Source organism: Halomonas beimenensis, assembly GCF_002549795.1.
In the GTDB taxonomy this organism is placed as follows: Bacteria; Pseudomonadota; Gammaproteobacteria; order Pseudomonadales; family Halomonadaceae; genus Halomonas; species Halomonas beimenensis.
Window position 1 is genome coordinate 1,738,686 of the sequence record NZ_CP021435.1, and the last position, 26,895, is coordinate 1,765,580.

Annotated in this window: 23 protein-coding genes and 2 pseudogenes; 17 read left to right on the forward strand and 8 right to left on the reverse strand. The window is 55.6% G+C overall.

The window, feature by feature from the left end; all coding sequences use genetic code 11:
• Positions 1-162 precede the first annotated feature (162 nt).
• The 5 genes from BEI_RS08260 to BEI_RS19145 form a co-directional block, all read right to left on the reverse strand.
• Positions 163-435: a hypothetical protein gene (locus BEI_RS08260; RefSeq protein ID WP_193765181.1), complete on the reverse strand. Its 273-nt coding sequence runs from the start codon at positions 433-435 to the stop codon at positions 163-165.
• A gap of 201 nt (positions 436-636) precedes the next feature.
• Positions 637-2,679 carry a YjbH domain-containing protein gene (locus BEI_RS08265; protein ID WP_227644648.1) on the reverse strand — a complete coding sequence of 681 codons (2,043 nt, stop codon included), beginning with the start codon at positions 2,677-2,679 and terminating at the stop codon, positions 637-639.
• A 41-nt stretch (positions 2,680-2,720) separates the two neighbouring features.
• A complete protein-coding gene (locus tag BEI_RS08270; protein WP_097789069.1) occupies positions 2,721-3,491 on the reverse strand; it encodes a capsule biosynthesis GfcC family protein in 771 nt (256 codons plus the stop codon).
• A gap of 20 nt (positions 3,492-3,511) precedes the next feature.
• The gene (locus BEI_RS08275) at positions 3,512-4,120 is read right to left on the reverse strand and encodes a YjbF family lipoprotein (RefSeq protein ID WP_193765182.1); all 609 of its coding nucleotides are present in this window, start codon (positions 4,118-4,120) and stop codon (positions 3,512-3,514) included.
• A gap of 113 nt (positions 4,121-4,233) precedes the next feature.
• Positions 4,234-4,473 (reverse strand): hypothetical protein, encoded by a 240-nt coding sequence (locus tag BEI_RS19145; protein WP_193765183.1) that lies wholly within the window; start codon positions 4,471-4,473, stop codon positions 4,234-4,236.
• 445 nt (positions 4,474-4,918) lie between these two features.
• On the opposite strand from BEI_RS19145, the gene BEI_RS08285 reads away from it, so the two are divergent.
• Both BEI_RS08285 and BEI_RS08290 read left to right on the forward strand, forming a co-directional pair.
• Positions 4,919-6,049, forward strand: a complete 1,131-nt coding sequence (locus BEI_RS08285; protein WP_097789071.1) for a polysaccharide export protein — start codon at positions 4,919-4,921, stop codon at positions 6,047-6,049.
• Entirely contained in the window at positions 6,049-6,486 is a 438-nt protein-coding gene (locus BEI_RS08290; RefSeq protein ID WP_097789072.1) for a low molecular weight protein-tyrosine-phosphatase, read from the forward strand. Before BEI_RS08285 ends, BEI_RS08290 begins: the two co-directional genes overlap by 1 nt.
• 67 nt (positions 6,487-6,553) lie before the next feature.
• On the opposite strand, the gene BEI_RS08295 is transcribed toward BEI_RS08290, so the two are convergent.
• Positions 6,554-6,895, reverse strand: a complete 342-nt coding sequence (locus tag BEI_RS08295) for a four helix bundle protein (RefSeq protein ID WP_097789073.1) — start codon at positions 6,893-6,895, stop codon at positions 6,554-6,556.
• A gap of 100 nt (positions 6,896-6,995) precedes the next feature.
• On the opposite strand from BEI_RS08295, the gene BEI_RS08300 reads away from it, so the two are divergent.
• Both BEI_RS08300 and BEI_RS08305 read left to right on the forward strand, forming a co-directional pair.
• Complete coding sequence (locus BEI_RS08300) at positions 6,996-9,200, forward strand: polysaccharide biosynthesis tyrosine autokinase (RefSeq protein WP_097789074.1); 2,205 nt, start codon at positions 6,996-6,998, stop codon at positions 9,198-9,200.
• A gap of 263 nt (positions 9,201-9,463) precedes the next feature.
• Positions 9,464-10,273 carry a Wzz/FepE/Etk N-terminal domain-containing protein gene (locus tag BEI_RS08305; protein ID WP_097789075.1) on the forward strand — a complete coding sequence of 270 codons (810 nt, stop codon included), beginning with the start codon at positions 9,464-9,466 and terminating at the stop codon, positions 10,271-10,273.
• Positions 10,274-10,366: 93 nt separating this feature from the next.
• On the opposite strand, the gene BEI_RS18970 is transcribed toward BEI_RS08305, so the two are convergent.
• Complete coding sequence (locus BEI_RS18970; RefSeq protein ID WP_153045778.1) at positions 10,367-10,606, reverse strand: hypothetical protein; 240 nt, start codon at positions 10,604-10,606, stop codon at positions 10,367-10,369.
• A gap of 61 nt (positions 10,607-10,667) precedes the next feature.
• Between BEI_RS18970 and BEI_RS08310 the strand changes: the two are divergent.
• The 9 genes and pseudogenes from BEI_RS08310 to rfbC all read left to right on the forward strand — a co-directional run bounded on the left by BEI_RS08310 (position 10,668) and on the right by rfbC (position 20,226).
• Positions 10,668-11,658: pseudogene (locus BEI_RS08310) on the forward strand (integrase core domain-containing protein).
• 120 nt (positions 11,659-11,778) lie between these two features.
• Positions 11,779-12,828, forward strand: a complete 1,050-nt coding sequence (rfbB, locus tag BEI_RS08315) for a dTDP-glucose 4,6-dehydratase (RefSeq protein WP_097789076.1) — start codon at positions 11,779-11,781, stop codon at positions 12,826-12,828.
• A 702-nt stretch (positions 12,829-13,530) separates the two neighbouring features.
• Complete coding sequence (locus BEI_RS08320; RefSeq protein WP_097789077.1) at positions 13,531-14,598, forward strand: TDP-N-acetylfucosamine:lipid II N-acetylfucosaminyltransferase family protein; 1,068 nt, start codon at positions 13,531-13,533, stop codon at positions 14,596-14,598.
• A 1-nt stretch (position 14,599) separates the two neighbouring features.
• Positions 14,600-15,163 carry an acyltransferase gene (locus BEI_RS08325; RefSeq protein WP_097789078.1) on the forward strand — a complete coding sequence of 188 codons (564 nt, stop codon included), beginning with the start codon at positions 14,600-14,602 and terminating at the stop codon, positions 15,161-15,163.
• Positions 15,160-16,290: a dTDP-4-amino-4,6-dideoxygalactose transaminase gene (rffA, locus tag BEI_RS08330; RefSeq protein WP_097789079.1), complete on the forward strand. Its 1,131-nt coding sequence runs from the start codon at positions 15,160-15,162 to the stop codon at positions 16,288-16,290. The genes BEI_RS08325 and rffA overlap by 4 nt, the downstream gene beginning before the upstream one ends.
• The gene (locus BEI_RS08335) at positions 16,287-17,717 is read left to right on the forward strand and encodes an oligosaccharide flippase family protein (RefSeq protein WP_097789080.1); all 1,431 of its coding nucleotides are present in this window, start codon (positions 16,287-16,289) and stop codon (positions 17,715-17,717) included. Before rffA ends, BEI_RS08335 begins: the two co-directional genes overlap by 4 nt.
• 145 nt (positions 17,718-17,862) lie before the next feature.
• Positions 17,863-18,777 (forward strand): dTDP-4-dehydrorhamnose reductase, encoded by a 915-nt coding sequence (gene rfbD, locus BEI_RS08340; RefSeq protein WP_227644651.1) that lies wholly within the window; start codon positions 17,863-17,865, stop codon positions 18,775-18,777.
• Positions 18,778-18,790: 13 nt separating this feature from the next.
• A complete protein-coding gene (gene rfbA / locus BEI_RS08345; protein WP_097789082.1) occupies positions 18,791-19,669 on the forward strand; it encodes a glucose-1-phosphate thymidylyltransferase RfbA in 879 nt (292 codons plus the stop codon).
• A gap of 8 nt (positions 19,670-19,677) precedes the next feature.
• On the forward strand, positions 19,678-20,226 hold the full coding sequence (rfbC, locus tag BEI_RS08350; protein ID WP_097789083.1) for a dTDP-4-dehydrorhamnose 3,5-epimerase: 549 nt from the start codon (positions 19,678-19,680) through the stop codon (positions 20,224-20,226).
• Positions 20,227-20,577: 351 nt separating this feature from the next.
• Here the strand turns inward: rfbC and BEI_RS08355 are convergent.
• Positions 20,578-21,835: pseudogene (locus BEI_RS08355) on the reverse strand (IS256 family transposase).
• Between the two features lie 127 nt (positions 21,836-21,962).
• Between BEI_RS08355 and BEI_RS08360 the strand changes: the two are divergent.
• From BEI_RS08360 to BEI_RS18980, 4 genes are all read left to right on the forward strand, one after another.
• Positions 21,963-23,045 (forward strand): glycosyltransferase family 4 protein, encoded by a 1,083-nt coding sequence (locus BEI_RS08360; protein ID WP_097789084.1) that lies wholly within the window; start codon positions 21,963-21,965, stop codon positions 23,043-23,045.
• A gap of 825 nt (positions 23,046-23,870) precedes the next feature.
• Positions 23,871-25,016, forward strand: coding sequence for a glycosyltransferase (locus BEI_RS08365; protein ID WP_097789085.1), 1,146 nt, complete (start codon positions 23,871-23,873; stop codon positions 25,014-25,016).
• Positions 25,009-25,719, forward strand: coding sequence for a hypothetical protein (locus tag BEI_RS18975; protein ID WP_153045779.1), 711 nt, complete (start codon positions 25,009-25,011; stop codon positions 25,717-25,719). The genes BEI_RS08365 and BEI_RS18975 overlap by 8 nt, the downstream gene beginning before the upstream one ends.
• Positions 25,716-26,885, forward strand: coding sequence for a hypothetical protein (locus tag BEI_RS18980; protein WP_153045780.1), 1,170 nt, complete (start codon positions 25,716-25,718; stop codon positions 26,883-26,885). Before BEI_RS18975 ends, BEI_RS18980 begins: the two co-directional genes overlap by 4 nt.
• The last annotated feature ends 10 nt before the right edge of the window (positions 26,886-26,895 follow it).

A 26,895-nucleotide genomic window follows, 5' to 3' on the forward strand; every position in this document is an offset into this window, starting at 1 on the left:
GTCGTTGGGCTGGCAGGGATTCTGTCGATCTTGCGGGCGCGCCATAAGTCGCGAGCCGCTTCACCTCGTATCGGCGATCGGCTCCTGGGGTCGTACGAGATGTCCTCGTACCCTCAGGCCACCCATGTGGGGGGCTCGGGGCGGCGAGCGAGCCCCGGCCGTTCACTGGGTGCCGGTGGCACCGCCGCCACCGCCACCGCCGGAGGCCGCCACCGCCACGCCGACGGCGACGACGCCGGCGACCGTCAGCCCGGTGAGGGCGGCGGTGGAAAGCCCGGTGGCGCCGGCCAGGCCGCCCGCGGCGGCGCCACCGGCTTCGGCACCCGCGGCGGCGCCCGAGCCTGTCGCGGTGCCGGTCCCGGGCTCCTGGCCCACGGCGAGGGGGGAGGTCAGCATTCCTGCGATGGCGGCGTAGGCCAGAGCGGTCTTGAGCATCTCGAATCTCCCTTGGGGGCGCCATTCCGATGCGACCGGGGTCCCATGGGCCTGGGAGCCCGGCGCGTGCGCATGCCACTCAGGATAGACCCTCGGGAGGCGCCGGACCGTTTGTAAGAAAATCGAGATAAACGCGCCGTTAACGTGCGTGGCCACAGGGGGAGATTCCCCGTGACCACGCACGGCCGCGCACCCTGGGGGTTAGTCCCAGGTCTTGTCGTACGACTCCCAGTAGCGGCCCAGCTCGCGTTCCGCGGTGATGTCGTAGAGCTCGTGGCGGCGGTTGAGGCGGGCGCCGCCGTCGCGGGTCAGCGGCTGCCAGGCGATGGTCGCCTGGTCCCGGCTGGAGCGAACGAAGAAGGCGTCCAGCGGCAGGGTGATGTAGAAGGCCTTGTCGAAACCGCCCTCGCCGAAGTCATCCCCGGCATCGGTGAAGGTGGCCCAGGCGCCGATGCGCACCCCGTTGTCGAACTCGCGGGACATGTCCAGGGTCGCGCCGACGTCGCCGGCCAGGTAGCGGCCGACGCTGAGCTTGGCGAGGATGTCCTCCATGCCGGTGTCCACGTAGGCGGTGGCGTGGCCGGTCCAGGTCTCGTAGTCCCGCAGCGCGAAGCGCTGGTCGAAGTCCCGCTGGCGCACCCGGTTCACGTCCAGGCCCAGGGCCCAGCCGGCGTTGAAGGGACGATACAGCAGCTCGCCCCCGGCCCCGGCGTACATCATCTCCAGCAGGCCGCCATAGCCCATGGCGAAGACGTCGTCCCCGAGCCGCGCCGTGCGGTTGTACTGGAGGCTGGTGATGCCCACGGTGGACTCGGAGAGGTAGTCGCCGATGAAGGTGCGTACACGGGGCAGGTCGGAGTCGGCGATGTAGTCGTACTTGTCCAGGTTGTCCGCCACGGTGGCGGTGAGCTCGCCGGAGAACCAGCCGTTGGCGTCGGTGGTCACTTCCGCGGAGGCGGCGGCGAAGAGCCGGTAGAGGTAGCCGTCCGGGCCGCCGAAGTTCTGCTCGACCCCCGGGCCGATCTGCCAGGTGAAGCGCCGGGGATCGGCCTGGTAGAGCGACGAGGCATCGTCATCGGTCAGGTGGTCATAGGCATAGATGCCGTAACGGTGACGGGGTTCGGCGTCGCGGGAGCGGGCCGCCGCCACGAAGTCGTCGCGATCGTGCACGTCCTCGCGCAGGTCCAGGCCGCGGCCCTGCCAGCGGAAGCGGAAGGTCTCGACCTCGGGGGCCGCCTTGCCCTGCAGGATGCGCCCGGCGCGGCCCTCGCTCTGGGTGAGGTGACGATAGGTCATGGGTTCGCCGATCACGGTCAAGTCGTCATCGGCCTGGCGGATCTCGTGCACCCGGATGCCGGCGTTGGAACGCAGGTCCGCCGCGACGGTGGGCCAGTCCGATGCCTGGTGGGCATCCAGCGCCCGGGGCGGCGGATCCTGCTTGACCTGGCTGAGGCCGGCCAGGTTGGTGGAGAGGTTGATGCCGGCCATCAGCTCATTGCCGCGCTGCCAGCCGGCGCGTAGCTCGATGCTGTCGCTCAGCCGCAGGCGGGCGCCCAGATTGAAGCGGGAATCCGGTGAGAGATCCTCGGTGCTGGGCTCGTTGGAGTAATCGTTGCCCTCGTACTCGAGCTGCAGCAGTAGCGGGTCCCAGGGGGTCTGGTACTCGATGCCGCCGAAGACCGCCATGGGACCCCGGAACAGCTGGTCGAGGGCGAACTCGCCGCCCTGGTCGCCCCCGGCATCGGTGGGGCGGGTAGCGAAGCGATCGTCGACCCATTCCAGCGGGGAATCCCCATCCGCGGCATTGCCCAGGTAGCCCCAGCCGAGCCCCAGGGTGAAGTCGAGGTCGTGCCAGCGCTTGCTGGCCGCCAGGTACTCGGCGCCGAACAGGGTGGTGCCGCCGGCATCCCGCAGGCCCACCGCGAGCTCGGGCCAGTAGCGGGACTCTTCCCGCAGCCGGACCTTGGCGTCGATGCCCTTGTCCAGGTAGTCCCGGTCGCCGGCGATGCTCTCCCCGAAAAGGCGGTTCTCCACCGAGACATAGCGAAAGCCCACCTCGATCCAGTCCAGGGGCTGGGCGAAGATACTGACGCGACGATAGGGCTCGGTGCGGTTCCAGCCGATGGCGAAATGGCCGACCTCGCCCATGCGTGCCGTGGGCGTCTGCATCAGTCCGATGCCGCCGAAGTCGCTCTGGCCGGTACCCAGCTCATTGGCCAGGAGCGGGCTCGAGGCCAGCAACAACAGCGGGGTCAGACCCCTAAGCGGAATTTGGGGTCTGCCCCCTAAGGATGGTTTTGCCATAGCGTGCAGTCGTCACCGGGGAGGCGGCTGGCGAGGAAGGCCACCAGCTCGCGGTGGATCAGGTCGGCTTCGAGGGTCTGGCCGGGCCCGGGGGAGGGCAGCGGCGTCACGAGACGGGCGCCTGGGGCCAGGGGCAGGTCGTCCCGGTTCCAGGCGGCCGTGCCGAGTGCCTGGGTGGTGCCGTTCGGGCCGATGACCGTCACCCGGTCGAGGCCGCGCCGGGCCTCATCCGGCCAGGCGTCGACGGCCTCGGCGACCGTCAGGCCCGGTCGCCAGGGCTGGCGGCTGACGCCGGTCAGGGTCCAGGCCTCGATCCAGGCCGGGGGCCGGCAGGTGCCCAGCAGGCGGATCTCGCTCATCGCCGGATTCGCGCGCAGGTCGCCGGCCAGGGCCGGCAGGTCCAGGGCTTGATCGGCGCTGCGGGCGGGCAGCGCCGGCAGGCCCTCCAGGCGCGTCGACCAGTGGCCGAGGGTGTCGGCCAGGTCCGGGCGGCCGGCGGCGCGCAGGATCTGTTCCAGGCCTGTCATCTCGCTGAGCAGCCGGGCGCGCCGCCCCTGCCATTCGGCGGCGTCGCGCTCGCGCAGCGCGACGCTGTAGGCCCAGTCGAAGGGGGGCTGGCCGTCCGCCTGGCGCTCTTCCTGCCAGGCCAGCCAGGCCTCGACCAGGGTGGGGGGCATCCGTTCGGGCTGTGCCATGGCAGCGCCCGGGAGGGCGGCGGCCGAGAGCAGCGCCCAGAGCATGAAGTGTCGCATCTTGGATTCAGTCAAACGGGTTACCACCAGTGACGGGCGACCTGCCACTCCAGTTCGGGCGCCCCGGGCCAGGGGGTGGTCTCCACGGCCCAGGGGTGCCGGGTATCGGGATCACGCCAGAGGGTCGTATCGGTCGTTTCGCCCCCCGCCCAGGCAAGCGTCAGTTCGCAGCGCTCGAGCCGGCGCTCGCCGAGCGGCAGGGCGAGGCGTTCGGGGCGCGCGCAGTGCATGCTGCCCTCGGCCTGCACCCGCCGGATATTACCCGACGCATCGCTCAGGTGGCGAACCAGACGGAACGCCTGCGGGGAATCCTCTCGCCAGGGCGGGCCGGGGGAATAGGCGCTTCCGAGCAGCTCGGTCTCGAGGCCCCGCACGGCATGCAGGCCGCCATGCCAGAGTTCGAGGACCAGGCCGTCGCGGGCCGGCCAGTAGCTGACGTCGCCTGCCTGGGCGCCCATCACCAGCAGCCCCTGGACATCGTCGAGCCGGGCGCTCAGTGAGGCATAGGGCAGCTCGGCGGCGCGGGCGTTCGCCTCGCCCCGGTCGGGCCACAGGGCCGTCACCGAGGCGCCGAGGGGCGTCTTGCCGGAGCTGGCGCAACCGCCGAGCGATCCGAACAGGGCACACAACAAGACCGCCCGTAGGCGGCCTTGGCGCTTGCCGGTCGCTCGCGAGCGCGGCATCGATCAGTTGGTGCCGGTGGTGCCGCTGGTGCCGCTGCCGCCGCTGCTGGAGGATGCGCTCAAGGCGGCGCCAGCCGCCACGGCGCCGGCAACGGTGGCGCCCACCGTGACGGCGGTACCCAGGCCTGCCGCGGCGCCGATACCCCCGGCCGCCGCACCCGCGGCACCGGCTGCACCCGCGGCGCCAGCCGCGCCAGCACCCGCAGCGCCTGCCCCGGCACCTGCTGCTCCAGCGCCGGCACCTGCCCCCGCGCCAGCACCCGCGCCTCCTCCGGCACCCGCGCCTGCCCCGGCGACACCGGAGGTTTGGCCCATGGCGAGCGGTGAGGCCAGCATGCCGGCGATGGCGACGTAAGCCAGTCCTTTCTTGAGCATCTCGATTCTCCCTGAGGGTGGACGATGGTGTTTTGCCAGATGCTAATGCTTTTGATGGCGGGATGATAGTCGGGCCATCGAAAATTCATTTGCGAGAAATCCGCGCAATTCCATGGGGGTTTCGACATGAATGGTCCACGGAGCGGATCTTGTAAGAGATCTCTGACATCGGCCAACGGACCCGCTCTTGGCACTAGTGGAGTCATCCAATCGTCATGTATCATCCCCAGGCTGTTCAGAACCAATCCATCGGCAAGACAATCACTTGCGCGTCGTCGAACGACGACAGGCCTCGGGGATACGCCACGATACCTCGGGGCGGTAGCGTGTCTAATCAAGCAGTCCTTAATAACCTACAGGCAGTCCTGCATGCATCTTTCAACGCCCGTCAAACTCCTGGTCGCCGTGCTGGTCATGGTCGGGCTTGCCGGCTGTGCCTTCGCGCCGGGAAGCCACTTCGCCAACAACATGGAAACCGCCCCGGTCGATGACCTCGTGGATGTCGAGCCGATCACCCTGGGGCTGGTGAACAGCCAGGAGAACGGGCCGAGCGACGCCGCCCTGCGTCGCCTCAGCGAGGAGCAGCGTGCCGCCCTGGATGACTATGACTACCGGATCGGCAAGGGCGACGTATTGAATATCACCGTCTACGACCACCCGGAGCTGACCATCCCGGCCGGCGGCGAGCGCAGCGCCGTGGAATCGGGCAACTCGGTGCACCAGGACGGCACCATCTTCTATCCCTACGTCGGGCGGGTGCAGGTGGAAGGCAAGACCGTCGCCGAGGTGCGCCATATCATCTCGCGCCGTCTCGCCGAGTACATCGCCGAGCCCCAGGTCGAGGTGCGGGTCGCGGCCTTCAACTCCCAGGACGTGCTGGTCACCGGCGAGGTGCGCGAGCCCGGCCGCCTGCCGATCACCAACGTGCCCATGACCCTGCTGGATGCCATCGGCATGACCGGCGGCCTAAACCCCGAGGCGAACTGGCATGGCGTGCAGCTGACTCGGGACGGCGAGACCCGCACCATCTCGCTGTACGACATGCTCAATCGGGGCAACCTTTCCCAGGACCTGCTGCTCAAGGACGGCGACGTGCTGCACGTGCCCGACCTGGGCGACCAGAAGGTCTTCGTGATGGGCGAGGTCGGCGAGCCCCAGGCCCTGCCGATGGGGCGTTCCCGCATGACCCTGACCGAGGCGCTGAGCCGGGCGGGCAGCTTCAACGAGGCTCAGGCCGATGCCAGCGGCATCTTCGTGTTCCGGCGCAACCTGCAGCGGGACGACAAGCTCGCCACCGTCTACCAGCTGGATGCCCGCAACGCCGCCGCCATGGTGCTGGGCACCCAGTTCCGCCTGGAGCCCACCGACGTGGTCTACGTGACGACCACCCCGCTGGGCCGCTGGAACCGCGTGATCAACCAGCTGCTGCCCACCGTCACCGCCGTCTACCAGGTGACCCGCGCGGCCAACGACGCCAACGACCTGCGGGATGACCTCTGATGTTCCAGCGAATCCTCGTACTCTGCACCGGCAACATCTGCCGCAGCCCCGTGGTTGAGGCCCTGCTCAGGCAGGCCCTGCCCGAGCGTGACATCTCCTCCGCCGGCCTCGGCGCCCTGGTGGGTCAGGGCGTCGAACCCACCGCCCGGGAACTCGCCGAGGCCGACGGCCTCGACGTCCACGCCCACCAGGCCCGCCAGGTCACTCAAGAGATGCTGCAATCGGCCGATCTCATCCTGGTGATGAGCGAAGGCCAGCGCCGCGCCGTCGCCGACCTGGCTCCCGCCGCCCTGGGCAAGACCATGCTCATCGGCCGCTGGCTCGACGGCGGCAAGGGTCGCGAGATCCCCGACCCCTACCGCAAGAGCCGCGAAGCCTTCGAGCACGTGCATGAGCTGCTGAAGGAAGCCACGGCGGCCTGGGTCAGCAAGCTTTAGCGGCAAGCGGCCAAGCGGCCAAGCGGCCAAGCGGCCAAGCGGCCAATGCAGCAAGAATCAGAAGAAGTCAGCGCCGCATTTTGGACATCAGCGCATAGAGCATCTTTGAGATTTCGCGGGTCTCTGCGGCCCAGCGTTGCCCTACGGTCCTGCTGATGTATCCGATTTCCATGCCGATATAGATCTGAGCCCTGAGTTCGGCGCATGATCCTTTGGCATAGCTGAGAAACTTGACTCGGTCTCGATCGCTGTCACGCTCGTAGCCTTCGGCAATGTTGCTGGCGATGGATAACGCGGATCGAGTGATCTGGTCCTTGAAGCCGAATTCCCTGGACTGGCTGAAAGCTTGGAATACTTCTGCACATAATCGTGCAGACCGCTTCCAGACCAGCAAATCCTCAAATTTCATCGTTGCCAACCCACAACGCGTCACCGAGCCTTCAAGATAGCACTCCCCAGCTTGGCGGCTCGGCGCTCGGCGCTCGGCGCTTAACTTCGACAGTACCCCTATGACCGAATCCTCCCAGAGCTATCCTCAGCCACGTCCCTCTGCCGCCCCCGCCGACGACGAAATCGACCTCGGCCGCCTGTTCGGCCTGCTCCTCGATCACAAGTGGTGGATCATCGGCATCACCGCGCTGTTCGCCATCGGCGGGATCGTCTATGCCCTGCTGGCCACGCCGGTCTACCGGGCCGATGCCCTGGTGCAGGTCGAGAAGAAGGCCGGGCTGTCGAATCCGCTGGAGGACGTGAAATCGATCCTCGGTGAGGAGCCGTCGGCGGATGCGGAGGTGGGCATCCTGCGCTCGCGGATGGTGCTGGGGCGCGCCGTGGACCAGGAGCGCCTTGACCTGCAGGTCATCCCGAACCGGCTGCCGGTCGTCGGCGACTTCCTGGTCCGCCATGGCATGGAGCGGCCAAGCTTCGCCGATGAGAGCGTCTGGGCCGGGGAGACGATCAACATCGGCAATTTCGCGGTGGGTGAGCCCTTCCTGGGCGAGGCGTTCGAGCTGCGGGTGCTCGGCGAGGAGCGCTATGCGCTGAGCCTGGGCGACCGTCGGCTGGGCGAGGGCCGAGTCGGGGCGGACGAGGCCTTCCTGGATGGACAGGTCACGCTGCGGGTGGCCGAGCTCATGGCCGGGGAGGGCGCCACCTTCACCCTGACCAAGGCCTCGCGCCTGGCGGTGATCAATGACCTGCGTTCGCGGTTCAGCGTCAGCCAGCAGGGCAAGGACAGCGGCCTGCTCGACCTGGCGCTGCGCGATACCGATCCACAGCGCGCCGCGCGCGCCCTGGATGCCATCACCGAGGTCTACCTCACCCAAAACATTCAGCGACAGGCCGCCGAGGCCGAGAAGAGCCTGGCCTTCCTCGAGGAGCAGGCCCCCCAGGTGCGCGAGCAGCTGCGTGTCGCCGAGGACCAGCTCAACGCCTACCGGCTGGAGCGGGACAGCGTCGATCTCTCCCTGGAGACCCAGTCGATCCTCGAGCGCATCGTCGAGCTGGAGAAGCAGCTCAACGAGCTGGCCTTCACCGAGGCCGAGATCTCGCGGCGCTTCACCACCAGCCACCCCACCTACGAGGCCCTGCTGGAGAAGAAGGCGCAGCTGCAGCGCGAGCGCGACCAGCTCGAGGCCCGGGTCGACAACCTGCCCGAGACCCAGCAGCAGGTACTGCGCATGAGCCGCGACGTCAAGGTCAACCAGGAGGTCTACGTCCAGCTGCTCAACAAGATCCAGGAGATGAAGATCGCCCGGGCCAGCACGGTGGGCAATGTGCGCATCCTGGACGAGGCGATCGTCCAGCCGATCCCCGTGGAGCCCAAGAAGTCGTTGATCGTGGTGCTCGCGACCCTGCTCGGCGCCATGCTCTCCGTGGGCCTGGTGCTGGTGCGCGGCCTGCTCAACAAGGGCGTGGAATCCCCCGAGCAGATCGAGGACGTCGGCATCCCCGTCTACGCCACGGTGCCGCTCTCCGACGAGCAGGGTAAGCTGGTCAAGCGGGTCAAGCGGCGCAACGAGAAGCATGGCCACGACGTGGCGGCCGGCCTGCTTGCCGACCGGGCCCCCGCCGACACCGCCATCGAGGCCTTGCGCGGGCTGCGCACCAGCCTGCATTTCGCCACGATGGAAGCCAGCGACAATCGCATGGCGATCACCGGCCCCAGCCCCGGGATCGGCAAGAGCTTCGTCTCCCTCAACCTGGCGGCCGTCTGTGCCCAGGGCGGGCAGAAGGTCCTGGTCGTCGATGCCGACATGCGCAAGGGGCATCTCCATCATGCCTTCGGCGAGCGCAGCGAAGGGGGGCTCTCCGAGCTGCTCTCCGGCAAGGCCGAGCTGGACGAGGTGGTGCGCCAGGGCAAAGTCGAGGGACTGGACTTCATCTCTCGCGGCAGTGCCCCTCCCAACCCATCCGAGCTGTTGATGCAGGCGCGCTTCAGCGACTTCCTGGAGGAAGTGAGCCGCCGCTACGAGCTGGTGATCATCGACACGCCGCCGATCCTGGCGGTGACCGACGCCGCCGTGATCGGCAAGCAATGCGGCACCACCCTGATGGTCACCCGCTTCCAGATGAACCCGGTGAAGGAACTGCAAGTGGCCAACCGTCGCCTCGAGACGGCCGGCGTGCAGGTCAAGGGCGCCATCCTCAACGCCATGGAACGCAAGGCCGCGACCAGATACGGCTACGGTTACTACAACTACGCCTACAAGTAAGCCAAGTAACAGGGCCTGCTGCCAGTAATACGGGCAACATCCCTCCGTCCGACGATCTCGTCTAACATCGTCTTGGGGGCTGAGGCGTCAAGGTACTAAAGGCTGATAAAATCTCGAGTACCATGAACTGTTGTCGCTAGCCCTGTAACGTGAGCCTTCGTTCAACGGCACCAAGCATAACAAACGCCACGAACATGGGCCGCTCTGATACCACATTTTGAGCACCGCCCGGATCCTGGCGGTGTCAGCAGATGAGTCACTAGATGGAAAAGCAACCTCCAATCGTTGAGCCTCGCCCATACCCAAGGGATGACGAGATCTCCCTTGTCGACCTCACCAAGATCCTGATCGTCCGTTGGCAGTTGATGGCTACCGTCTTCATCGTAGTCGTCCTCGCCGCTCTGGCCTATGCATTGTGGCTGCCCCGGAGCTATGAGTACGTCTCTCTCTATCAGGTGGCCGAGCAGCCGGCGAACGGCGATGACCTCTATAGCACTGCGCTGGAGACACCCCAGAGCGTGCTGGCCAAGATCGACAACCTCTATCTGGGACCGGCCACTCGTGAGCTTCTGGCCTCAGCCGACTTGAATGGACTGCCTTTCCAGGTATCGCTGAGCCATCCTGAAGGCACTCTGCTAGTGCGGTTGAGCACCGTCACTCCGCCGGAGAATACTTCCCTCGTCGAATCGCTTCACGGCGAGCTATTGAGACGCATCGAATCCGATCAGAACGACAGGATCGAACAGCGCCGTAGCGTACTCGAACAACAACTCGACAGCATCGAGGTGGCCCTGGGGACCGTACAGCAATCCGATAGTGGCTCGGCGAGCGAGCTAGTGGCGAGCTACACGACACGCGCGGCCGACTTGCAGTCGCAGCTGAGCCAGCTTCGGGAAGCGCGGATCGAACAAGTTGCCGTTCAGAGCCTGGCTACCACTGGTACCAGCCGCAGCCTGATTATGGCACTTGCCCTGGTGCTGGGCGGCATGCTTGCGGTGATATCAGCTTTTTTCATGCATTTTGTTGGGCAAGTTCGCCAAAGCCTAGATGACGACATTCAGAGCGATGGCTAATCAATAGCCCTCGGCTTATCGAAACAAACACTATACAATAAGGGCTTACGTCGCCGTCGATAATGGATAAATTCCATTATTGGTAAGCATTTTTCAGTTTTGGACGGATGTCTGGCGATACTGAATTCGTTCCATTTCTGGAGAAATTTTTTTGCCAAAAGCGTCCATTTCTGGAATGCTGGGCCCGCGACCGGCTTGGTGATTTTCCAAATCTGGATAGCCGTTTTCAGTTCTGGACGAGTTCCGGCGATATTGACTTCCTTCCAATTCTGGAAAAATCACTGAGCATACGGCGTCCACTTTTGTAAGGTCCCGGATGATCAGATGAGCCATAGGAGGTATCCTTTGCTGGCCGCCAAAGAGCTTCTGCAGCAGTTCATCCGGGAGCAGGGATATGGACATCAAGCTACATAACCAGGCGACCACGACACCGAAGATCCGCGCCGAGATCCAGGCAGCGCCTTCCAGCATCAGCGATAGCGAGCTGGCACGCCGTTACGGCGTTTCCGACTCGACCATTCGCCGCTGGCGGTACCGGGATGACGCTCAGGACCGCTCGCATACCCGGCACAACCTGCTGGCTACGCTGACGGCTGACCAGGAAGCCGTGCTCATCGCGGCCCGCGAATTCCTACGTCTAGGCCTAGATGACTTGCTGGTGGTCGCTCGTGAGTTCCTGAATCCCCAGCTGTCCCGATCAGGCCTGCACCGCATGCTGAGGCGACGCGAAGTCCCAACCTTGGCGGAGCTTGCCCGACAGGACGCGGGTGGCAGCGAGGAGCCGGCACATAAGCGATTCCGAGCCTATGCCCTTGGCTTCGTCCATGTCGATATCAAGCACTTGCCGCAGATGCCCGACGAGCAGCAGAAGCGATACTTGTACGTGACTATCCACCGTGCGACCCGCTGGGTGTACCTGGAAGTGCGGCACAGCCAGTCTGCCGAGGATGCTCGATCCTTCATGAAGCGCTTGGTTGAGAAAGCGCCGTTCAAGGTCGAGAAGGTACTATGGGAAATCATTCACCGATCGCTTCACACGGGCGGGAGAGCGGCAACCGAGTGATCGTCACCCCTTCGATCGGTAATGCCAAGCGCATGGCATCCAACATCGACTTATCAAGCCAGGGCGGCCACAGACCAATGGGATGGTCGAGCGCTTCAACGGCCGCATCAGCGACGTGCTGGCGACCCGGCGGTATGAATCCGGTGAAGACCTGGAACAGACGCTGAAACGCTACTGTTGGTTGTACAACCACCACATCCCGCAGAAGGCACTGGATCATCAACCGCCCATTTCAGCGATGAAAGACAGGCAGACGAAGCGGCCGGAGTTATTTCAGAAACGTGTTATCAATCATGCGGGACCCGACAACTATTGCAATTAAGATTGCCCCAGAGCGTAATGTGACTGGCATCTCAAAGAACACGACCATGGCATCGCCGCACGCCCAACCAACAGCACAAGCCACCACGAAATACCTAACCCCGGATTCGATACTTAGCTCATGAAATTGCTCATCACCGGCGGCGCGGGCTTCATCGGCTCGGCCGTGATTCGCTATATAATCGCCAACACTGACGACAGCGTGGTTAATGTCGACAAGCTGACCTACGCTGGCAACCTGGAATCCTTAGGCGAGGTCGCCGACAGCCCGCGTTACGCCTTCGAGCAGGTGGACATCTGCCATCGGGACGAGCTGGAACGCGTGTTCGCTGAGCACCAGCCGGATGCGGTGATGCACCTGGCCGCCGAGAGCCACGTAGACCGATCCATCGACGGTCCGGCAGCCTTCATCGAGACCAACATCGTCGGTACCTACACACTCTTGGAAGTGGCACGGGCCTACTGGCAGAGCCTGGCACCCGAGGAACGCAGAGCTTTCCGTTTCCACCATATCTCCACTGACGAAGTCTACGGCGACCTTGAAGGGCCGGAAGGGCTGTTCACCGAGCAGACGCCCTACGCTCCCAGCTCGCCATACTCCGCCAGCAAGGCCAGCTCGGATCACCTGGTGCGCGCCTGGCAGCGCACCTACGGCTTGCCCACCCTGGTCACCAACTGTTCTAACAACTACGGTCCCTACCACTTTCCCGAGAAACTGATCCCGTTGGTGATCCTCAACGCCCTGGAAGGCAAAGCGTTGCCGGTCTACGGCAGGGGAGAGCAGGTCCGTGACTGGCTCCACGTGGAAGACCACGCCCGGGCGCTCTACAAGGTGGCTACGGAGGGAAAGGTAGGGGAGACCTACAACATCGGCGGGCACAACGAAAAGCAGAACATCGAGGTGGTCCAGACCATCTGTGATCTGCTGCAGGAACTTGCCCCTGCCGCTACCCCTTACCGTGACCTGATCACCTTCGTTTCCGACCGCCCTGGTCACGATCTTCGCTACGCCATCGACGCCGGCAAGATCGAGCGTGAACTGGGCTGGCGACCAGAAGAAACCTTCGAGTCAGGCATCCGCAAGACGGTGCAGTGGTATCTGGATAATCTGGAATGGAGCCATCGAGTGCAGGACGGTAGCTATCAGCGCGAGCGCTTGGGCATGGTTTGAGAGGTAAAGCTTAGCTATATCGCCTCACCAGATTTTTCATGGAAAGATCCAGTCGGCTGACACAAGGGTGTTATTAAAGACTGGCATCCCCGGTGTCAGTTGAACTGAGGAAGGCAAGGTAATCAGGAGCTTTCTTGGCTCTCCCGAACGAGCGTGTGACCGAGGAGGCCCGCTTCCGTAGCGCCTTGCTTGTAAGCAAGGGAGCAATCACACTAAATTTTCTCAGCCGGGTGAGTTCGATTGAATTCAGGTCGCGAGTGGTCGTCGATGCCGGCATGTACATACTCCTAACCTGCGCTAAGTTGGTTCTGCTGGTGGCAGCCGACCAAGCGATCCTCCCGGGCGTCCCTGCTTCTTGGTATCCAAGTCAAGGAGATGCTCGGGTACACAGTGCTTCTCATAGCAGTTGTCGGGCCTTGTCCCTGACAGGACAGCAGGACAGCCAGCCGATTTTGTTAGCCGCTTCCACTTGAGAATCTGTGCCACCGTGCTCTGACCGATTCAACGCCAGGGAGGTCTAATGGTACACATTAGCCTGCTGGAGATAACCAAGTTCACGAAAACAAATGCGAAACGCTAGGGCTGAAAACAACCTGCTTGAGAAGATATAATATTTCTGGTTGTCAAGAGAAATTAAGAAAAAATGATATATGTAAAGTATGGTTTTAGTTGGTATTTTAGTGTGATAGTGAATGGTAAAAATTGAGCGGTGATGTTGTGATTTTACATGTGGCTGGCTTAGATAAATTTATTCCGCCATTCATAAGGCTTGTTGAGGAGAATTTTAAAAAAGAGAGTCATCGGTTTTGGCTGGGCGGTGTATCGGAAGTGCACAAAATTGAAAGTAAAAAGAATGTCTATCTTTGTCGAGGCAGTCACTTTAAAAAGATTAAAGCATATATAATTCTAGTGCTGCAACTACATGCTGCACGCAAGGTGATGCTTCATGGGTTGTTCAATATCAGGCTTGTCCTATTGCTCGCACTATGCCCGTGGCTGTTGCCGAAATGTTACTGGGTTATTTGGGGAGGTGATCTCTACCAATATAAAAATGCTACAAAGACTTGGCGCTCACGGGTGAATGAAACCTTACGTCACTTTGTTATCAGTCGTATTGGGCATTTGGTAACCTATATTGAAGGTGATGTTGAGCTGGCTCGCCAGTGGTATGGGGCAAAAGGAATACATCATGAATGTATAATGTATCCAAGCAACGTTTTTGATCCCTCTATGATCGCTATAAACAACGAAAAAAAAAGGAATAATGGGCCCCTAACTATTCTTGTCGGAAATTCAGCAGATCCCAGCAATAACCACATTGAAGCTTTGGAGCGACTGCTTCCCTTTAAAGACAAGAACATTTTAATATTTGTTCCTCTCTCATACGGTGATCAGGGGCATGCAAAGAAAATTATTGCTAAGGGAAAAGCGTGGTTTGGTGAAAAGCTAGTGCCGATGACTGAATTTATGCGCTTTGAACAGTATCTTAGTTTTTTGCAAAGCATAGATGTCGCGGTATTTAATCATCGGCGTCAGCAGGCTATGGGAAATACCATCACGCTTTTGGGCATGGGCAAGACTGTTTTTATGCGGAGTGATGTGAGTCATTGGCGATTTCTGGTTGATTTGGGAATCAAGCTGAATGATGTTGAAGATTTAAGTCTGCAGGCACTGGGCGATGTTGAGGCGCAAAAAAATGCTAGCATTGTTCATTCATACTTTTCAAAAACGACTCTGGTCAAGCAGTTCTTAGATATTTTTGAGGGGTAGAATGGCTTATCTGACAAAAGAAGCTCTACAGGCCATGGGGTTCAAGGCAGTAGGCAGAAAAGTGAAGGTCAGCGATAAGGCGAGCATCTATAACCCTGAAGCAATCGAGCTTGGGGATTACTCACGTATTGACGATTTTTGTGTTGTGTCTGGAAAAGTCACGATTGGGAAATATTGCCACATTACCCCAATGTGCCTGATTGCTGGTGGCTCTCCTGGTATCACGCTCTCCGATTTCTGCACGTTGGCTTATGGTGTTAAGGTTTTTGCTCAGTCTGATGATTATAGCGGTAGCGCAATGGTAAATTCTTTAATTCCTAAGAAGTTTAAAAACGAATATCTGGCTGAAGTGATTATAGAAAGGCAAGTAATTATAGGCTCGGCATCAATTGTTTTTCCTGGTGTGACGATCGGTGAAGGCTGCTCAGTTGGAGCCATGACGCTAGTGAATAAAAGTACTCAGCCTTGGGGAATTTACGCAGGCAACCCCGCCCGTAGAATTAAAGATCGCAAAAAAGATTTACTCGAATTGGAAGCGCAATTTCTCAAAGAGCAGCGTGAATGATTCCATTTAATATGCCACCCTCTACGGGTGATGAAGAGCAGTACATCAAACAGGCGCTAAAAAGTAACAAGCTATCTGGCGATGGCCAATTCGGCAAGAAATGCCAAGCTTGGTTCGAAGCAAACCTGCCTGCCAGGAAAGCTCTTCTGACGCCATCCTGCACAGCTGCACTGGAGATGGCTGCTGTATTGATCAACATAGAGCCTGGTGATGAAGTCATCATGCCCAGCTACACTTTCGTTAGTACGGCTAATGCCTTCGTTTTGAGAGGAGCCAAAATTGTTTTTGTAGATATTCGTCCTGATACTATGAATATCGATGAATGTCTGATTGAGGCGGCAGTCACGGATAAAACCCGTGCCATAGTTCCCGTGCACTATGCGGGAGTCAGCTGTGAGATGGATGCCATCATGTCAATAGCAAATCGCCATAAGCTGTATGTAATTGAAGACGCAGCCCAAGGCATGATGAGTCATTATAAAGGCCGGGCATTAGGCACCATCGGTCATATGGGAGCATTCAGCTTTCACGAGACGAAGAACTATACCAGTGGTGGGGAAGGGGGCCTCATCATCATCAATGATGAGCGGTTTGTCGAGCGTGCCGAGATCATTCGGGAAAAAGGCACGAACCGCAGCCAGTTCTTCCGCGGTATGGTAGATAAATACCAGTGGGTAGACGTTGGCAGCAGCCATCTTCCCAGTGAGTTACAGGCTGCCTATCTTTGGGGGCAGCTTGAGAGCGCGAAGAAGATCAACGAGGCGCGGCTCGCTGCTTGGAGATTCTATGATAATAAACTCCGGCCGCTGGTCAATGAAGGCTGCATAGAGCTAGCGTCAATTCCTTCTGACTGTGCTCATAATGCACATATGTTCTATCTGAAAACAGTAGACATGGAAGAGCGTACGGCTTTGTTAGAGCATTTGAGGCATCGAGATATCTTGGCAGTGTTTCATTATGTACCGTTGCACACGGCCAAAGCTGGAAGCGACCATGGCCGTTTTTATGGAACAGATCACTTTACCACTACTGAAAGTGAGCGCTTGGTAAGATTGCCCTTGTGGTTTGGGATAGAGCAGGAAGTTCAGCAGCAAGTGATCGACGCAATCTTTGAGTTCTACCAGTGACCCCTAAAAAAATTGCTGCTTTCACAATAGGCCCTTTAGGCGCCGCTCTGCTAGGTTTTATCACACTTCCGATTATTACCTGGTTTTTCTCCCAAGAAGATGTGGGAAGAATGTCTATGCTTCAGGTAGCTATCGGATTTAGTACACTATTTTTTAGTCTTGGTCTTGATCAAGCATATGTACGTGAGTTTCATGAAGTCTCCGAAAAATCATCATTGTTGAAAGTTGCTTTTCTTCCTGGGCTTACCCTGCTGACAATCACATTGCTGACTGTACTAATGTTTGGTGATGCCTTGGCAGATTTGTTATTTGAGATTCCAAAGAAACATCTCAGCCTACTGGGAGCAATTGCTTTGCTTGCGGCATTTGTCTCTCGTTTCCTATCGCTAGTGTTGAGAATGAACGAGCAGGGTATTGCTTTTTCGATGAGTCAAGTTCTACCGAAGCTTTTAATGTTAGTGGTGATTGGTGCGTATGTGTTGATTGACGCTGAAAAGTCGCTAACAAACCTTGTGATCGCTAACACATCAGCTCTTGTTTTTGTATCTGTGGTGTTTGCGTATAATACGCGACGTGAATGGTTAGCCAGTGTTACGGCGCCGCTTAATATTCAGCTTCTAAAGCATATGCTTCGATTTGGTTTTCCGCTTATTATAGGTGGTATAGCTTTCTGGGGTCTCACTGCAATAGATAAAATATTTTTGCGTACTCTTGCAAGTTTTGAAGAGCTTGGTTTGTACTCGGTAGCTGTCAGTTTTGCTGCTGCAGCCACTATTCTGCAAAGTGTGTTTTCCACCGTCTGGGCACCTACCGTTTATAAATGGGCAAGCAAAGGCGAAGGTTTAGAGAATGTTAATAAAGTAATTAGATATATGTTGGCTCTTGTTGTCCTAGCATTCTGCTTGGCAGGGCTTCTTTCTTGGCTTGTTACTTTTTTCCTTCCGCCGAAATACACTGCAGTACAGTGGATCGTTGTATCCTGCTTAGGCTTTCCATTACTTTATACTCTGTCTGAAACTACGGTAGTGGGCATTGGGATTTCCAAGCGTAGCAGCTTCGCTATGGTGGCCGCGGTCTTGAGTTTGGCAATAAATCTGCTAGGTAACTGGCTGTTGATCCCGCACTTTGGTGCTTCAGGAGCGGCAGCAACCACTTGCTTTTCCTTTTGGGTGTTTTTCCTGCTTAGAACTGAGTTTTCTATATATCTTTGGAAACGTATTCCTAGGTTGTTGCTTTATTCCCTTACTCTTTCTTGCGTTTTTGGAGCCACTATTTTCACCTTGTGGGGTGAGTCATTAAGCATCTTGATGGCAGCTTATTGGACTCTGTTGCTATGTTATGCTAGTTACGCTTTTAAAAGTGAAATTAGATGTGTTGTCTTTTTTCTTTTAAAGAAGAGTCCAGTTAATGGAGCCACTCACATCTAATAGTGCCTTTCTGGATAAGTACCTGTTTCGAACTCCATGACGACTTTCGACTCCTTCAATAGAAATACGATGCAGTATTATTTTGATAACCAACTTTGGAGCTGGACCATCAGGGTTCAGTCTCGTAGTTACCGCGCGATCGATTGTGCACTGGGAGCACGCTATGAGGATTCTTCTCCTAGGTAAGAACGGGCAAGTAGGATGGGAGCTGCAGCGAGCTCTCGCGCCACTGGGTAATATCATCGCCCTTGATCGCCATGGTCACAATGGCCTTATTGGTGATGTCGCGGATCTCGAAGGACTTCGTGCCACGTTACGCGTGATCAAGCCCCAGGTGATCGTCAATGCCGCCGCCTACACGGCAGTGGACAGTGCCGAGGAGGAACACGACTTGGCGACAACGCTCAATGCTGATGCTCCCCGGGTGCTTTCGGAAGAAGCGAAAGTCTTAAATGCCTTCTTGGTGCACTACTCAACCGACTACGTGTTCGATGGAAGCGGTAACGCCCCTTGGAAAGAAGTCGATCTCCCCTCTCCGCTGAACCACTACGGGGCCAGCAAGCTCGCGGGTGAGCGCTACATCCAAGATAGTGGCTGCCGGCACCTAATCTTTCGTACTAGCTGGGTCTATGCCGCACGGGGTCATAACTTCCTTGCCACCATGTCGCAATTGATACGAGAGCGCGATGCTTTGCAAGTTGTCGACGATCAGTTCGGTGCCCCCACTGGCGCCGAGCTGATCGCGGACGTCACTGCCTTGGCCATGCCCAAGGCCTATCGCGACCCGCTACGAGAAGGGCTCTATCACCTGGCGGCAAGCAGGACAACAACCTGGTGCGGATATGCCACCTTCATAGCCGAATACTTGCAAGAGCAGGGCATTGCAACACAGGCCAAAGCCGAGCGCATTGAGGCGGTTCCCACCAGCGCCTGGCCTACTCCCGCCGCGCGCCCACTCAACTCTCGGCTCGACACGTCGAAGCTCGAACGCACTTTCGACCTGACCATGCCTCACTGGCAGGATGGCGTCGCCCGCGTACTCCGCGAAACTCATTGGTAAACAAGGACCCGACATGGCACGCAAAGGCATTGTACTGGCCGGCGGTTCTGGCACGCGCCTTTATCCCATAACTAAAGGCATCTCCAAGCAGCTATTGCCCATCTACGACAAGCCGATGATCTACTACCCGCTATCGGTGCTAATGCTGGCGGGCATTCAGGAAATTCTGATCATCACCACACCCGAGGATCAGGAGGGCTTCCAACGTCTGCTCGGTGATGGGAGTCAATTCGGCATCGCGCTGAGCTACGCCGTTCAGCCCAGCCCTGATGGCCTCGCCCAGGCTTTTCTCATCGGTGAGCATTTTATTGGTGACGAATCGGTCTGTCTGGTGCTGGGCGACAACATCTACCATGGTCCCGGACTTTCCAAGCAACTGCAGGCCGCCAACGCTAGGAAGAGCGGCGCTACGGTGTTCGGCTACCGGGTTACCGATCCAGAACGTTTCGGCGTGGTGGAGTTCGATGAGAACCAGCGTGCCCTTTCAATCGAGGAGAAGCCGGATACACCCAAATCCCCTTACGCGGTGACGGGTCTCTACTTCTATGACAATGACGTGGTCGAAATCGCCAAGCAAGTAGAGCCTTCTCATCGTGGCGAGTTAGAGATCACAAGCGTCAACCAGGCTTATCTTGAGCGGGGTGACCTCAACGTTGAACTGCTAGGCCGCGGCTATGCCTGGCTGGACACCGGTACCTTCGATTCACTGCACGAAGCTTCGGGCTTCATCGAAACCTTGGAGAAGCGCCAAGGCCTGAAAGTAGCCTGCCTGGAAGAAGTGGCCTACCGAATGGGGTATATAACTCGCGAGGCGTTGCTGGCACAAGCCGACGAGCTGAAGAAGAATAGCTATGGGGCCTACCTCAAACAGCTAGTCGAGCAGGGGGCTTGAGACATTCCATGGACGTGATTGATACTCGTATCCCTGACGTTAAGCTGATCAAGCCTAGGGTGTTCGGAGACTCGCGCGGCTTCTTCATGGAGACTTGGAACGCCCGCACCTTTGCCGAGGCCGGTATCGACGCCACCTTCGTGCAGGACAACCACAGTCGCTCGGTTCAGCACACTTTGCGCGGTTTGCACTACCAGATCAAAGCCCCTCAGGGAAAGCTGGTGCGAGTCACCAGTGGCGAGGTGTTTGACGTTGCGGTGGACCTTCGTAAAAGCTCGCCCACTTTCGGCTTGTGGGTTGGGGAGTTTCTATCCGAAGAGAATCAGCACCAGCTATGGGTGCCTCCTGGCTTTGCACACGGTTTCTATGTAACCAGCGATACTGCGGATTTTATTTACAAGTGTACAGATTTTTATGCCCCTGAGAGCGAAAGGTGTATATTTTGGAATGATCAATTTTTAAACATCGATTGGCCAATTGAAAAAGGAAGCTTTCCTATAATTTCAAAAAAAGATAAATTAGGTAGCTATTTTGAAGATTCTGACTATTTTGTTTAGAAATTGACGCGCCAAGATGACCAGTTCCTTGTTGAGATGCAGTCATAATAATTGTAAAAATCTTTAATTTAAGAGGAGCGCGATTATAATCGATTGTCGGTTCGATATTCTTTGCTGAGTTGTTGGTAGGTGAAGAATAAACAACCAGAGTGAGTGCCTATGAATTTGACTAACAATAGTGGGTGCTCGTTTAGCCGGCGCATGTAGAGTCCAGAGGATCAAATGGGCTATAGAAATCATTTTTAGCTGGCGGACAAGTAGCTTCTTTCGTAATTTATCCGGGGCAGAGGCGTAGTCATTAAGTTGCATAAGCAAGATACGAGAGTTATAGTCAAATCTGGTGGATGGCAGTCAGGCGGCAGTCCTGTCTGACTGATCGATTACCTGCTCCCCATCTTGAAACCGGTCGTTGTTCACGACCAGCTCCAGCTTGCTGAACCCCTTGATGCGCTTCTCGGCGCTTTGGAGCAGCTTGAAGACCATCGCCAGGGACCCGCGGTTCCGGCTCCGCTTGCTCCGCAGGCGAACCGTGGCGAAGGTCGACTCGATCGGGTTGGTGGTGCGGATATGCACCCAGTACTCTGCCGGATAGTCATAGAACGCCAGCTGCTCGTCCCGATCCTTGGCCAGGCACCCCATTGCGTTGGGATACTTGGCCTAGAAGCGTTTCAGGGTGCGATCGAAGGCCTTGTGCGCCTCGTCGCGGGTCTCGGCCATCCAGATGTCATGGAGGTCGGCCTTCACCCTGGGCTGCACCGATTTCGGCAGCTTACTCAGTACGTTAGCAGTCTTGTGGACCCAGCAGCGCTGGTGGTCCGTCTCCGGGTAAATCTTACTCAGAGCCGCCCAGAACCCCATGGCACCGTCGCCCACTGCCAGCTTGGGGGCCGTGGTCAGGCCACGCCCACGCAGGCCCGTCATCAGCGTCTCCCAACTGGCCGCCGACTCGCGGAAGCCGTCCTCGACGGCCACCAGTTCCTTGTGGCCCTGCTCGGTTACCCCGATATGATCACCAACAGGCACAGGCGGTCATCCAGGCGCACGTTGCTGTACACCCCGTCGGCCCACCAATAGACGTAGCGACGGTCTGACAGGTCCCGCTGCCGCCACTCGGCATGCTCGTCTTCCCACTGCTTCTTGAGCCGTGACACCGTGTTGGCTGACAGCCCCTTGGCCTGGTCGCCCAGCAGCGCCGCCTGGGCCTCTTGGTAGTCGCCGGTGGAGATCCCTTCAGGTAGAGCCAGGGGATCAGCTCCTCGATGCTGCGGGCACGCTTGAGGTAGGGCGGCAGCAGGGGGCTGTTGAAGCGAGCGCCACCGCCGCTGCGATCACGCACCTTGAGCACCTGCGCGCTGACATCCCCGATCCCGGTCTGGACCGTGCGCTCGGGCAGGTAGCCGTTGCGGACCACGGCCTGACGTCCATCGTCGAGCCGCTGATCGGCATACTGCGCCAGCAAGCTGGTCAGCTCGGCCTCGACGGCCTTGGCGATCAAGTCACGGGCGCCTTGGCGCAGCACCTCGTGCAGCGGATTAGCGACCTGGGGTTCTGGTTGTGAAAGAGCCCGGAGGCCTTCGAGGCCCGAATGATCGCTTAGATCGGTGTCCACGATTGCTGGGTAAAATAAAAAAGCTGGAACCGGAGCATGTCTTCGAGCACTGGGTTTTAATGAAGGTAAAGAGGTAACAATGACACTAAAAAGTGGAAAAATATCAATCCTGACTTGGAATAATTAAATGCAAATAATTGCTATTCAGGATCGGCAGATAAAAAACCATCTCGCTGGTTTGGAGAGGTTGGCAGAACGTCGTAAGAAAAATTTAGAGTACCACCAGTTTTCTATTTTGAGGCCAATTTTAGCTAGCTTAGTGAAATTTGATGTTCAACGTATAAGTAGTGAAATGAAATTAGCGGCACGCTTCTTATGGTTGTTATTGCGTCTTCCTCTCATGAAGCGTTCAATAATTATTCTTGGCATCGCCCCATATGATATTCGCATAGTTCTACTCTGCCCTTTTTTAGCTCGCCACCATGTCTATATGCATAATTCCTGGCCAACGTGGTCTCCATTGGCAACTAGCCCGAAGCCGAAGTACTTCGGACTTACTTGCAAAATCTGGCGGCATCTAGTCCCATCTATGGCCAAGGGAATTTTTTGTGTTAGCCAAGCGACAGCTGATTCGATTCGCTACCATTATCCGAACTGGCCGGAATGCACAATCGTAGGACACAGCATTGATGAATCTTGGATTATAACTCACGATGAATTAATGACGAAGGGCTGGTCAAGGAATGTAGTTTATGTCGGCCGCATGGTAGCAGAAAAAGGCATAGAAGACCTAATCAAATTAGCTACTAAACTACCAGACTTCCAGTTCCATTTCGTGGGGTCAGGACCGATGGTCGATACGGTCCTCAATGCGGAATTACCAAATACCCGTTGCTATGGCCATGTTTCCTCTCGATCCGAAATGGCTCGTATTATCGATACTTGTTCCATCATTGCACAGCCGAGTAAATCGACTAGCAGCTGGACAGAAGCCTTTGGAATCGGCGTACTGGAGGGCATGGCTCGGGGATTAGTGCCAATTACTACTGATTCCTACGGATCGCTTGCGGTACTTGGACCAGGCTTGCGGAATCTGGCTGTACCGCAAGATGATTACGTGTCACAATTTCTTTCTTTTGCGAGATCTTTCGATACCTCAAGAAACATGGCGTTGCGAGTCAAGTCCTGGGAACGTGCAGCTTCTTTTAGTACAGATGCCATCGCAACGATTTGGGAAAGCCTACTTGTGCGGACCGAAGCACTGGCTTGATGCATTTAACGGTCTGAATATTTCGTGAAATCAGGTCTGCGGTAATAACAGGCTTGTTGATAAAGCCGGCGCACACGCAACAAGCTTTAATATTTTTAGGGTAAAGAGCACTGCAGATCTTTATTGTATGCCTTCGCTCATTTTTTGGCGTTCAAGGATTTTTGCCACATTAAATCCGCACTTGATCGAGTTGTCGAGCCTAAGCATGTGATGGCATTAATTATGGCGACGTTACCACTAAGAAGAATGGTTTCCGGTTACAGAAATTTTCATCGTTTGTTACATTTCAAAATATTAAATATTACTTCGGCTTGCTTGCTAAGCCTTATTCCAGCATGTTAAGTGTTAAGCTAGGTTGGACACGAGATCGGCATCTCTAAAGAATTTTGAAGGCAGCAGCTTGGGTACCACGGCTTGCCGGTGCTCCTCGGTGTAACGGGGCATGTGTATCTCCTTTCGCCCCCTGGTCGGTTTATAAGAACAGTGTATCAGAGGGCACGACACTCATCCTGACACTGGGGGTTACCATGCTTTCATTTTTGCTCTTTCCTCAGGAGTGGCATGCATTGGCACTTACTGGTCTCACAACTATGAAGAGCTATACAAGGATTACGAAGTACAGGGTCTTTTAATAAAATGTAAGAATCATGACGCAATTGCAACGATGGCAGATAAACCATTTTGGAAAATTCCAGCATTGAAGTGGGACTGAAAGGAAAAGTAAAATGCAGTATTGCGACATCTAAAGCGTTGTTGTAAAAGTGTGAATATTTGATTTCATTCTTGGCGTATCAACCTTTCAGCCTTTAACGACTTGGGGTATTAATGCAAGAGATGACGAATAGCCCAGCACTGTCTACCCAAAATGACTACAATCTATGTCACGCTGAGAGTGCAGACGCTCATCGACAAAAGGATAGAGTTCTCTTCGTCACAACAATTGAGTTTCGCTCCCCATTTAACGGAGGTACTGTTTATTCTAAGGGAATTTATGAAGCACTTTGTGCTAATCATGAAGTTGATGTTGTTGTGCTCAGCAATGAACGTTTTTTTAAAAATGATAAAATTCATAAGATAGTTACTTTCCTCAAAGGCGTGATTAGTTCTACCCCTGTGAATGTAATTTATCATTCTGGATGTTCTAGAGTACTGCAACAAGATCTGAGTATTTATCGCCATGTTTTTGTAGATCATCTTGAGGCAGTGCTGTGGGTTCAAAAGCAGAAGGCTAAATATATATTAATAGCACACAATATTGAATACAAACTTGCAAATGATAAATTGAGAAATCCTGTCTTAAGGCAAGTCTTTGATCTACAGAAAAGACTGGAACGGTATGAACGTAACAGCTTTGCTCAAGCAGCTGGGGTTATCTGTATTTCTGCGACTGAAAAGGATGTAATCGCGCAGGTGAACCCACGCGTTTCGCAGCTTAGGCCCGCGTTTTCAGAAACTAATATTAGATACTCTCATTCGGAGATACCCCGTTTCGGTTTTATTGGCCCAGCCAGTTGGCTGCCAAACTATCGTACTGTACAATCACTAATTAAAGATGTATTTACAAGGGTGAGGCCCCCTTTCCAATTTGTACTAGCTGGTTCAGGTTGGGAAGCTGCCTCACTAGATTTTCCTGCGCAGACAAAGCATCTTGGTTTCGTAAAAGATATCAATGAATTCTGGAGTAATATTGACCTGCTAGTAGCACCTATCCAACAGGGTGCGGGGGTGAATATCAAAATTTGTGAAGCTTTGCATCATGGCGTTAATGTTGTTTCAAATAGTGAAAGCATCGCAGCAATATTCGGGAATGCGCCAGCACCGTCTAACCTTTGGGTTGCCGATAACCCCACTGAAATTGCGGAAGTGTTGAACGATATAGATATGCCTTTCGTTCGAAATCCTTGCGATGATTTCTCTCAGGCGGCATTGCGCCTTCAGCTGAATCAGTTTTTGGATGATCTTGATGGTTGATCTGTGCTTGCATATTTTTAATCCGAAGCATACTCGTCCCCTACTGCGGGTCTTCGCGCCAATTCTTGATCAATTTGATTGTCTTTTGGTTTCCACACCGACATTCGCTGTTGAAGAGGTAACCAGTCGTCTTCATGAGATCCAGTTACCGCAACAATATACGGTCATTGGGGTCGATAATGAGCGGAATGATTGGTCTGGATATCTTGCACTATTGAGGAAAACTCAGGCTGACACTTTTATCATTGGCAACGACTCTATCGTAAACCGCCGTTTGATAAGGAGGCGTGATGTTCTTTCATTGCTGAATTTGACGATTAACTGGGAGCAACCATGTCTTGTCGGGGAGCTTGATACAGCACGTGTTTCTGTCCCAGTGGATGGGCGCTCTTCCTCGTCCTGGGTATCTTCTTATCTTTTTGGCATGAGAATTAATAATAAAGCTGAACAGATTGCTTCATGGCTAGAATCCCGGTCCAGTTACATTCCTGAGAATACATGCAAATTTTTTATGGCGCATTTAGAAAAATCGCGACCTGAGCTTTTAGCTCTAGACCGTAACGCATGTGGCAAACTTAGTGCAATGTATCTTGAACGCCTGTTGACCGAGTATGCTGTATTGAATGAATTTGACATAGTTAGTCAATATGGTGGGAGCTGGAGTCGCAAGTTATTCAAGCTAATTGAGGCGAGAGTTTTGTGAATTTTTTTTGCATTGTATTATTTTCAGTTATTGCTATATCCGGGAATAGCGTTCCGGTCATTATATTTAGCTACGCTCTTTCAGCTGTTTTCTTAGTTATTTTGCTTAAAGCTGGTATCTTAATTAGACTTTCTTCTTTGTTGTGCGTTGTTTTCTCTTTTTTAATATTTATTCCGCTTGCTTTTGTTTTGCCTTTAGGGAATACACTGAAATTTGTTTTGGCTGTTTCGTCGATTTTAGTTGCTGCCATCCCATATACATATATCAAGACCCTTGGTCTTCCTACTCAACAAAATATCTTTAAGTGGGTTTTAAATATTTTTTTATTAGGCTCTTTTCTTCATGCTTCAGGGGTTCTTGGGGATAACATGGAGGTTTATAAGAACTTTGTTCATATGCCTCAACTTGGGAATCTGGCTCGTGAATCTTCCCTTTCTTTTTTTAATCAGCGATTTTTTGGTTTTTTTATGGAGCCTAGTTATTTTGCTGCTTATTTTTCTTTAGCTTGCTCTGCCTTGTTCATTGTTGGCGCTAGGACTTCCTCTCTTATTTATTTCTTTGTTGGTTTTTTGCTTTGCCCAAGCCCGAACTTTTTTATTGGCATTGCTGTTGTATTCTATGCATTCAGAAATATAATCGTTGCCACTCCTAAACATTTTGTACTGTCTACACTCTTTGTTGTTATTGTAATTTCTTTACAAACACCCCGGCTGATTGGTTTTTTTAATGATATCTTGTTTTTTCTCGATGGTGGTTATCGTTTGACTTCATTTTCTCATCGATTAATACTGCCTTTAGTGGATTTTGTTGCTGCGCATGGGGATGGTGAAATACCTTTAGACTATGCTTGTGTTAGCTCATTTTCATGCTCCCATTTTCTGTCTAAAATTCCTGTAATAACCTTTTGGTCATTTTTTTCTTTTGCAGGGGTAATTAGCTATCTTCTATTCGTTAGGGCTTTTTTGAAAAAATCATTTTTCTCAATAGCTTTGTTTTTTTTGATAAGTTCAATTTTTTCTGGTGGATCGGCATTTGTGCCCCATTTCGCTTTAATATTTGTAATGAGTGTTGGTTTTTTGAATGTTGTTAACAGGCATACTCCTTCCGAGCTTTTAAATTCTAAGTTACGGTCAGCAGAAAATCTACACGAGCGACGAAGCCTCTGAATGCAATGGA

What these genes read in the sequence shown, in the direction of transcription:
- BEI_RS08260 (WP_193765181.1), bottom strand. Translation starts at nt 435, where the DNA reads ATGCTCAAGACCGCTCTGGCCTACGCCGCCATCGCAGGAATGCTGACC.
- BEI_RS08270 (WP_097789069.1), bottom strand. Translation starts at nt 3,491, where the DNA reads ATGCGACACTTCATGCTCTGGGCGCTGCTCTCGGCCGCCGCCCTCCCG.
- BEI_RS08285 (WP_097789071.1), top strand. Translation starts at nt 4,919, where the DNA reads ATGCATCTTTCAACGCCCGTCAAACTCCTGGTCGCCGTGCTGGTCATG.
- BEI_RS08290 (WP_097789072.1), top strand. Translation starts at nt 6,049, where the DNA reads ATGTTCCAGCGAATCCTCGTACTCTGCACCGGCAACATCTGCCGCAGC.
- BEI_RS08295 (WP_097789073.1), bottom strand. Translation starts at nt 6,895, where the DNA reads ATGAAATTTGAGGATTTGCTGGTCTGGAAGCGGTCTGCACGATTATGT.
- BEI_RS08300 (WP_097789074.1), top strand. Translation starts at nt 6,996, where the DNA reads ATGACCGAATCCTCCCAGAGCTATCCTCAGCCACGTCCCTCTGCCGCC.
- BEI_RS08305 (WP_097789075.1), top strand. Translation starts at nt 9,464, where the DNA reads ATGGAAAAGCAACCTCCAATCGTTGAGCCTCGCCCATACCCAAGGGAT.
- BEI_RS18970 (WP_153045778.1), bottom strand. Translation starts at nt 10,606, where the DNA reads ATGGCTCATCTGATCATCCGGGACCTTACAAAAGTGGACGCCGTATGC.
- rfbB (WP_097789076.1), top strand. Translation starts at nt 11,779, where the DNA reads ATGAAATTGCTCATCACCGGCGGCGCGGGCTTCATCGGCTCGGCCGTG.
- BEI_RS08325 (WP_097789078.1), top strand. Translation starts at nt 14,600, where the DNA reads ATGGCTTATCTGACAAAAGAAGCTCTACAGGCCATGGGGTTCAAGGCA.
- rffA (WP_097789079.1), top strand. Translation starts at nt 15,160, where the DNA reads ATGATTCCATTTAATATGCCACCCTCTACGGGTGATGAAGAGCAGTAC.
- rfbA (WP_097789082.1), top strand. Translation starts at nt 18,791, where the DNA reads ATGGCACGCAAAGGCATTGTACTGGCCGGCGGTTCTGGCACGCGCCTT.
- rfbC (WP_097789083.1), top strand. Translation starts at nt 19,678, where the DNA reads ATGGACGTGATTGATACTCGTATCCCTGACGTTAAGCTGATCAAGCCT.
- BEI_RS08360 (WP_097789084.1), top strand. Translation starts at nt 21,963, where the DNA reads ATGCAAATAATTGCTATTCAGGATCGGCAGATAAAAAACCATCTCGCT.
- BEI_RS08365 (WP_097789085.1), top strand. Translation starts at nt 23,871, where the DNA reads ATGCAAGAGATGACGAATAGCCCAGCACTGTCTACCCAAAATGACTAC.
- BEI_RS18975 (WP_153045779.1), top strand. Translation starts at nt 25,009, where the DNA reads ATGGTTGATCTGTGCTTGCATATTTTTAATCCGAAGCATACTCGTCCC.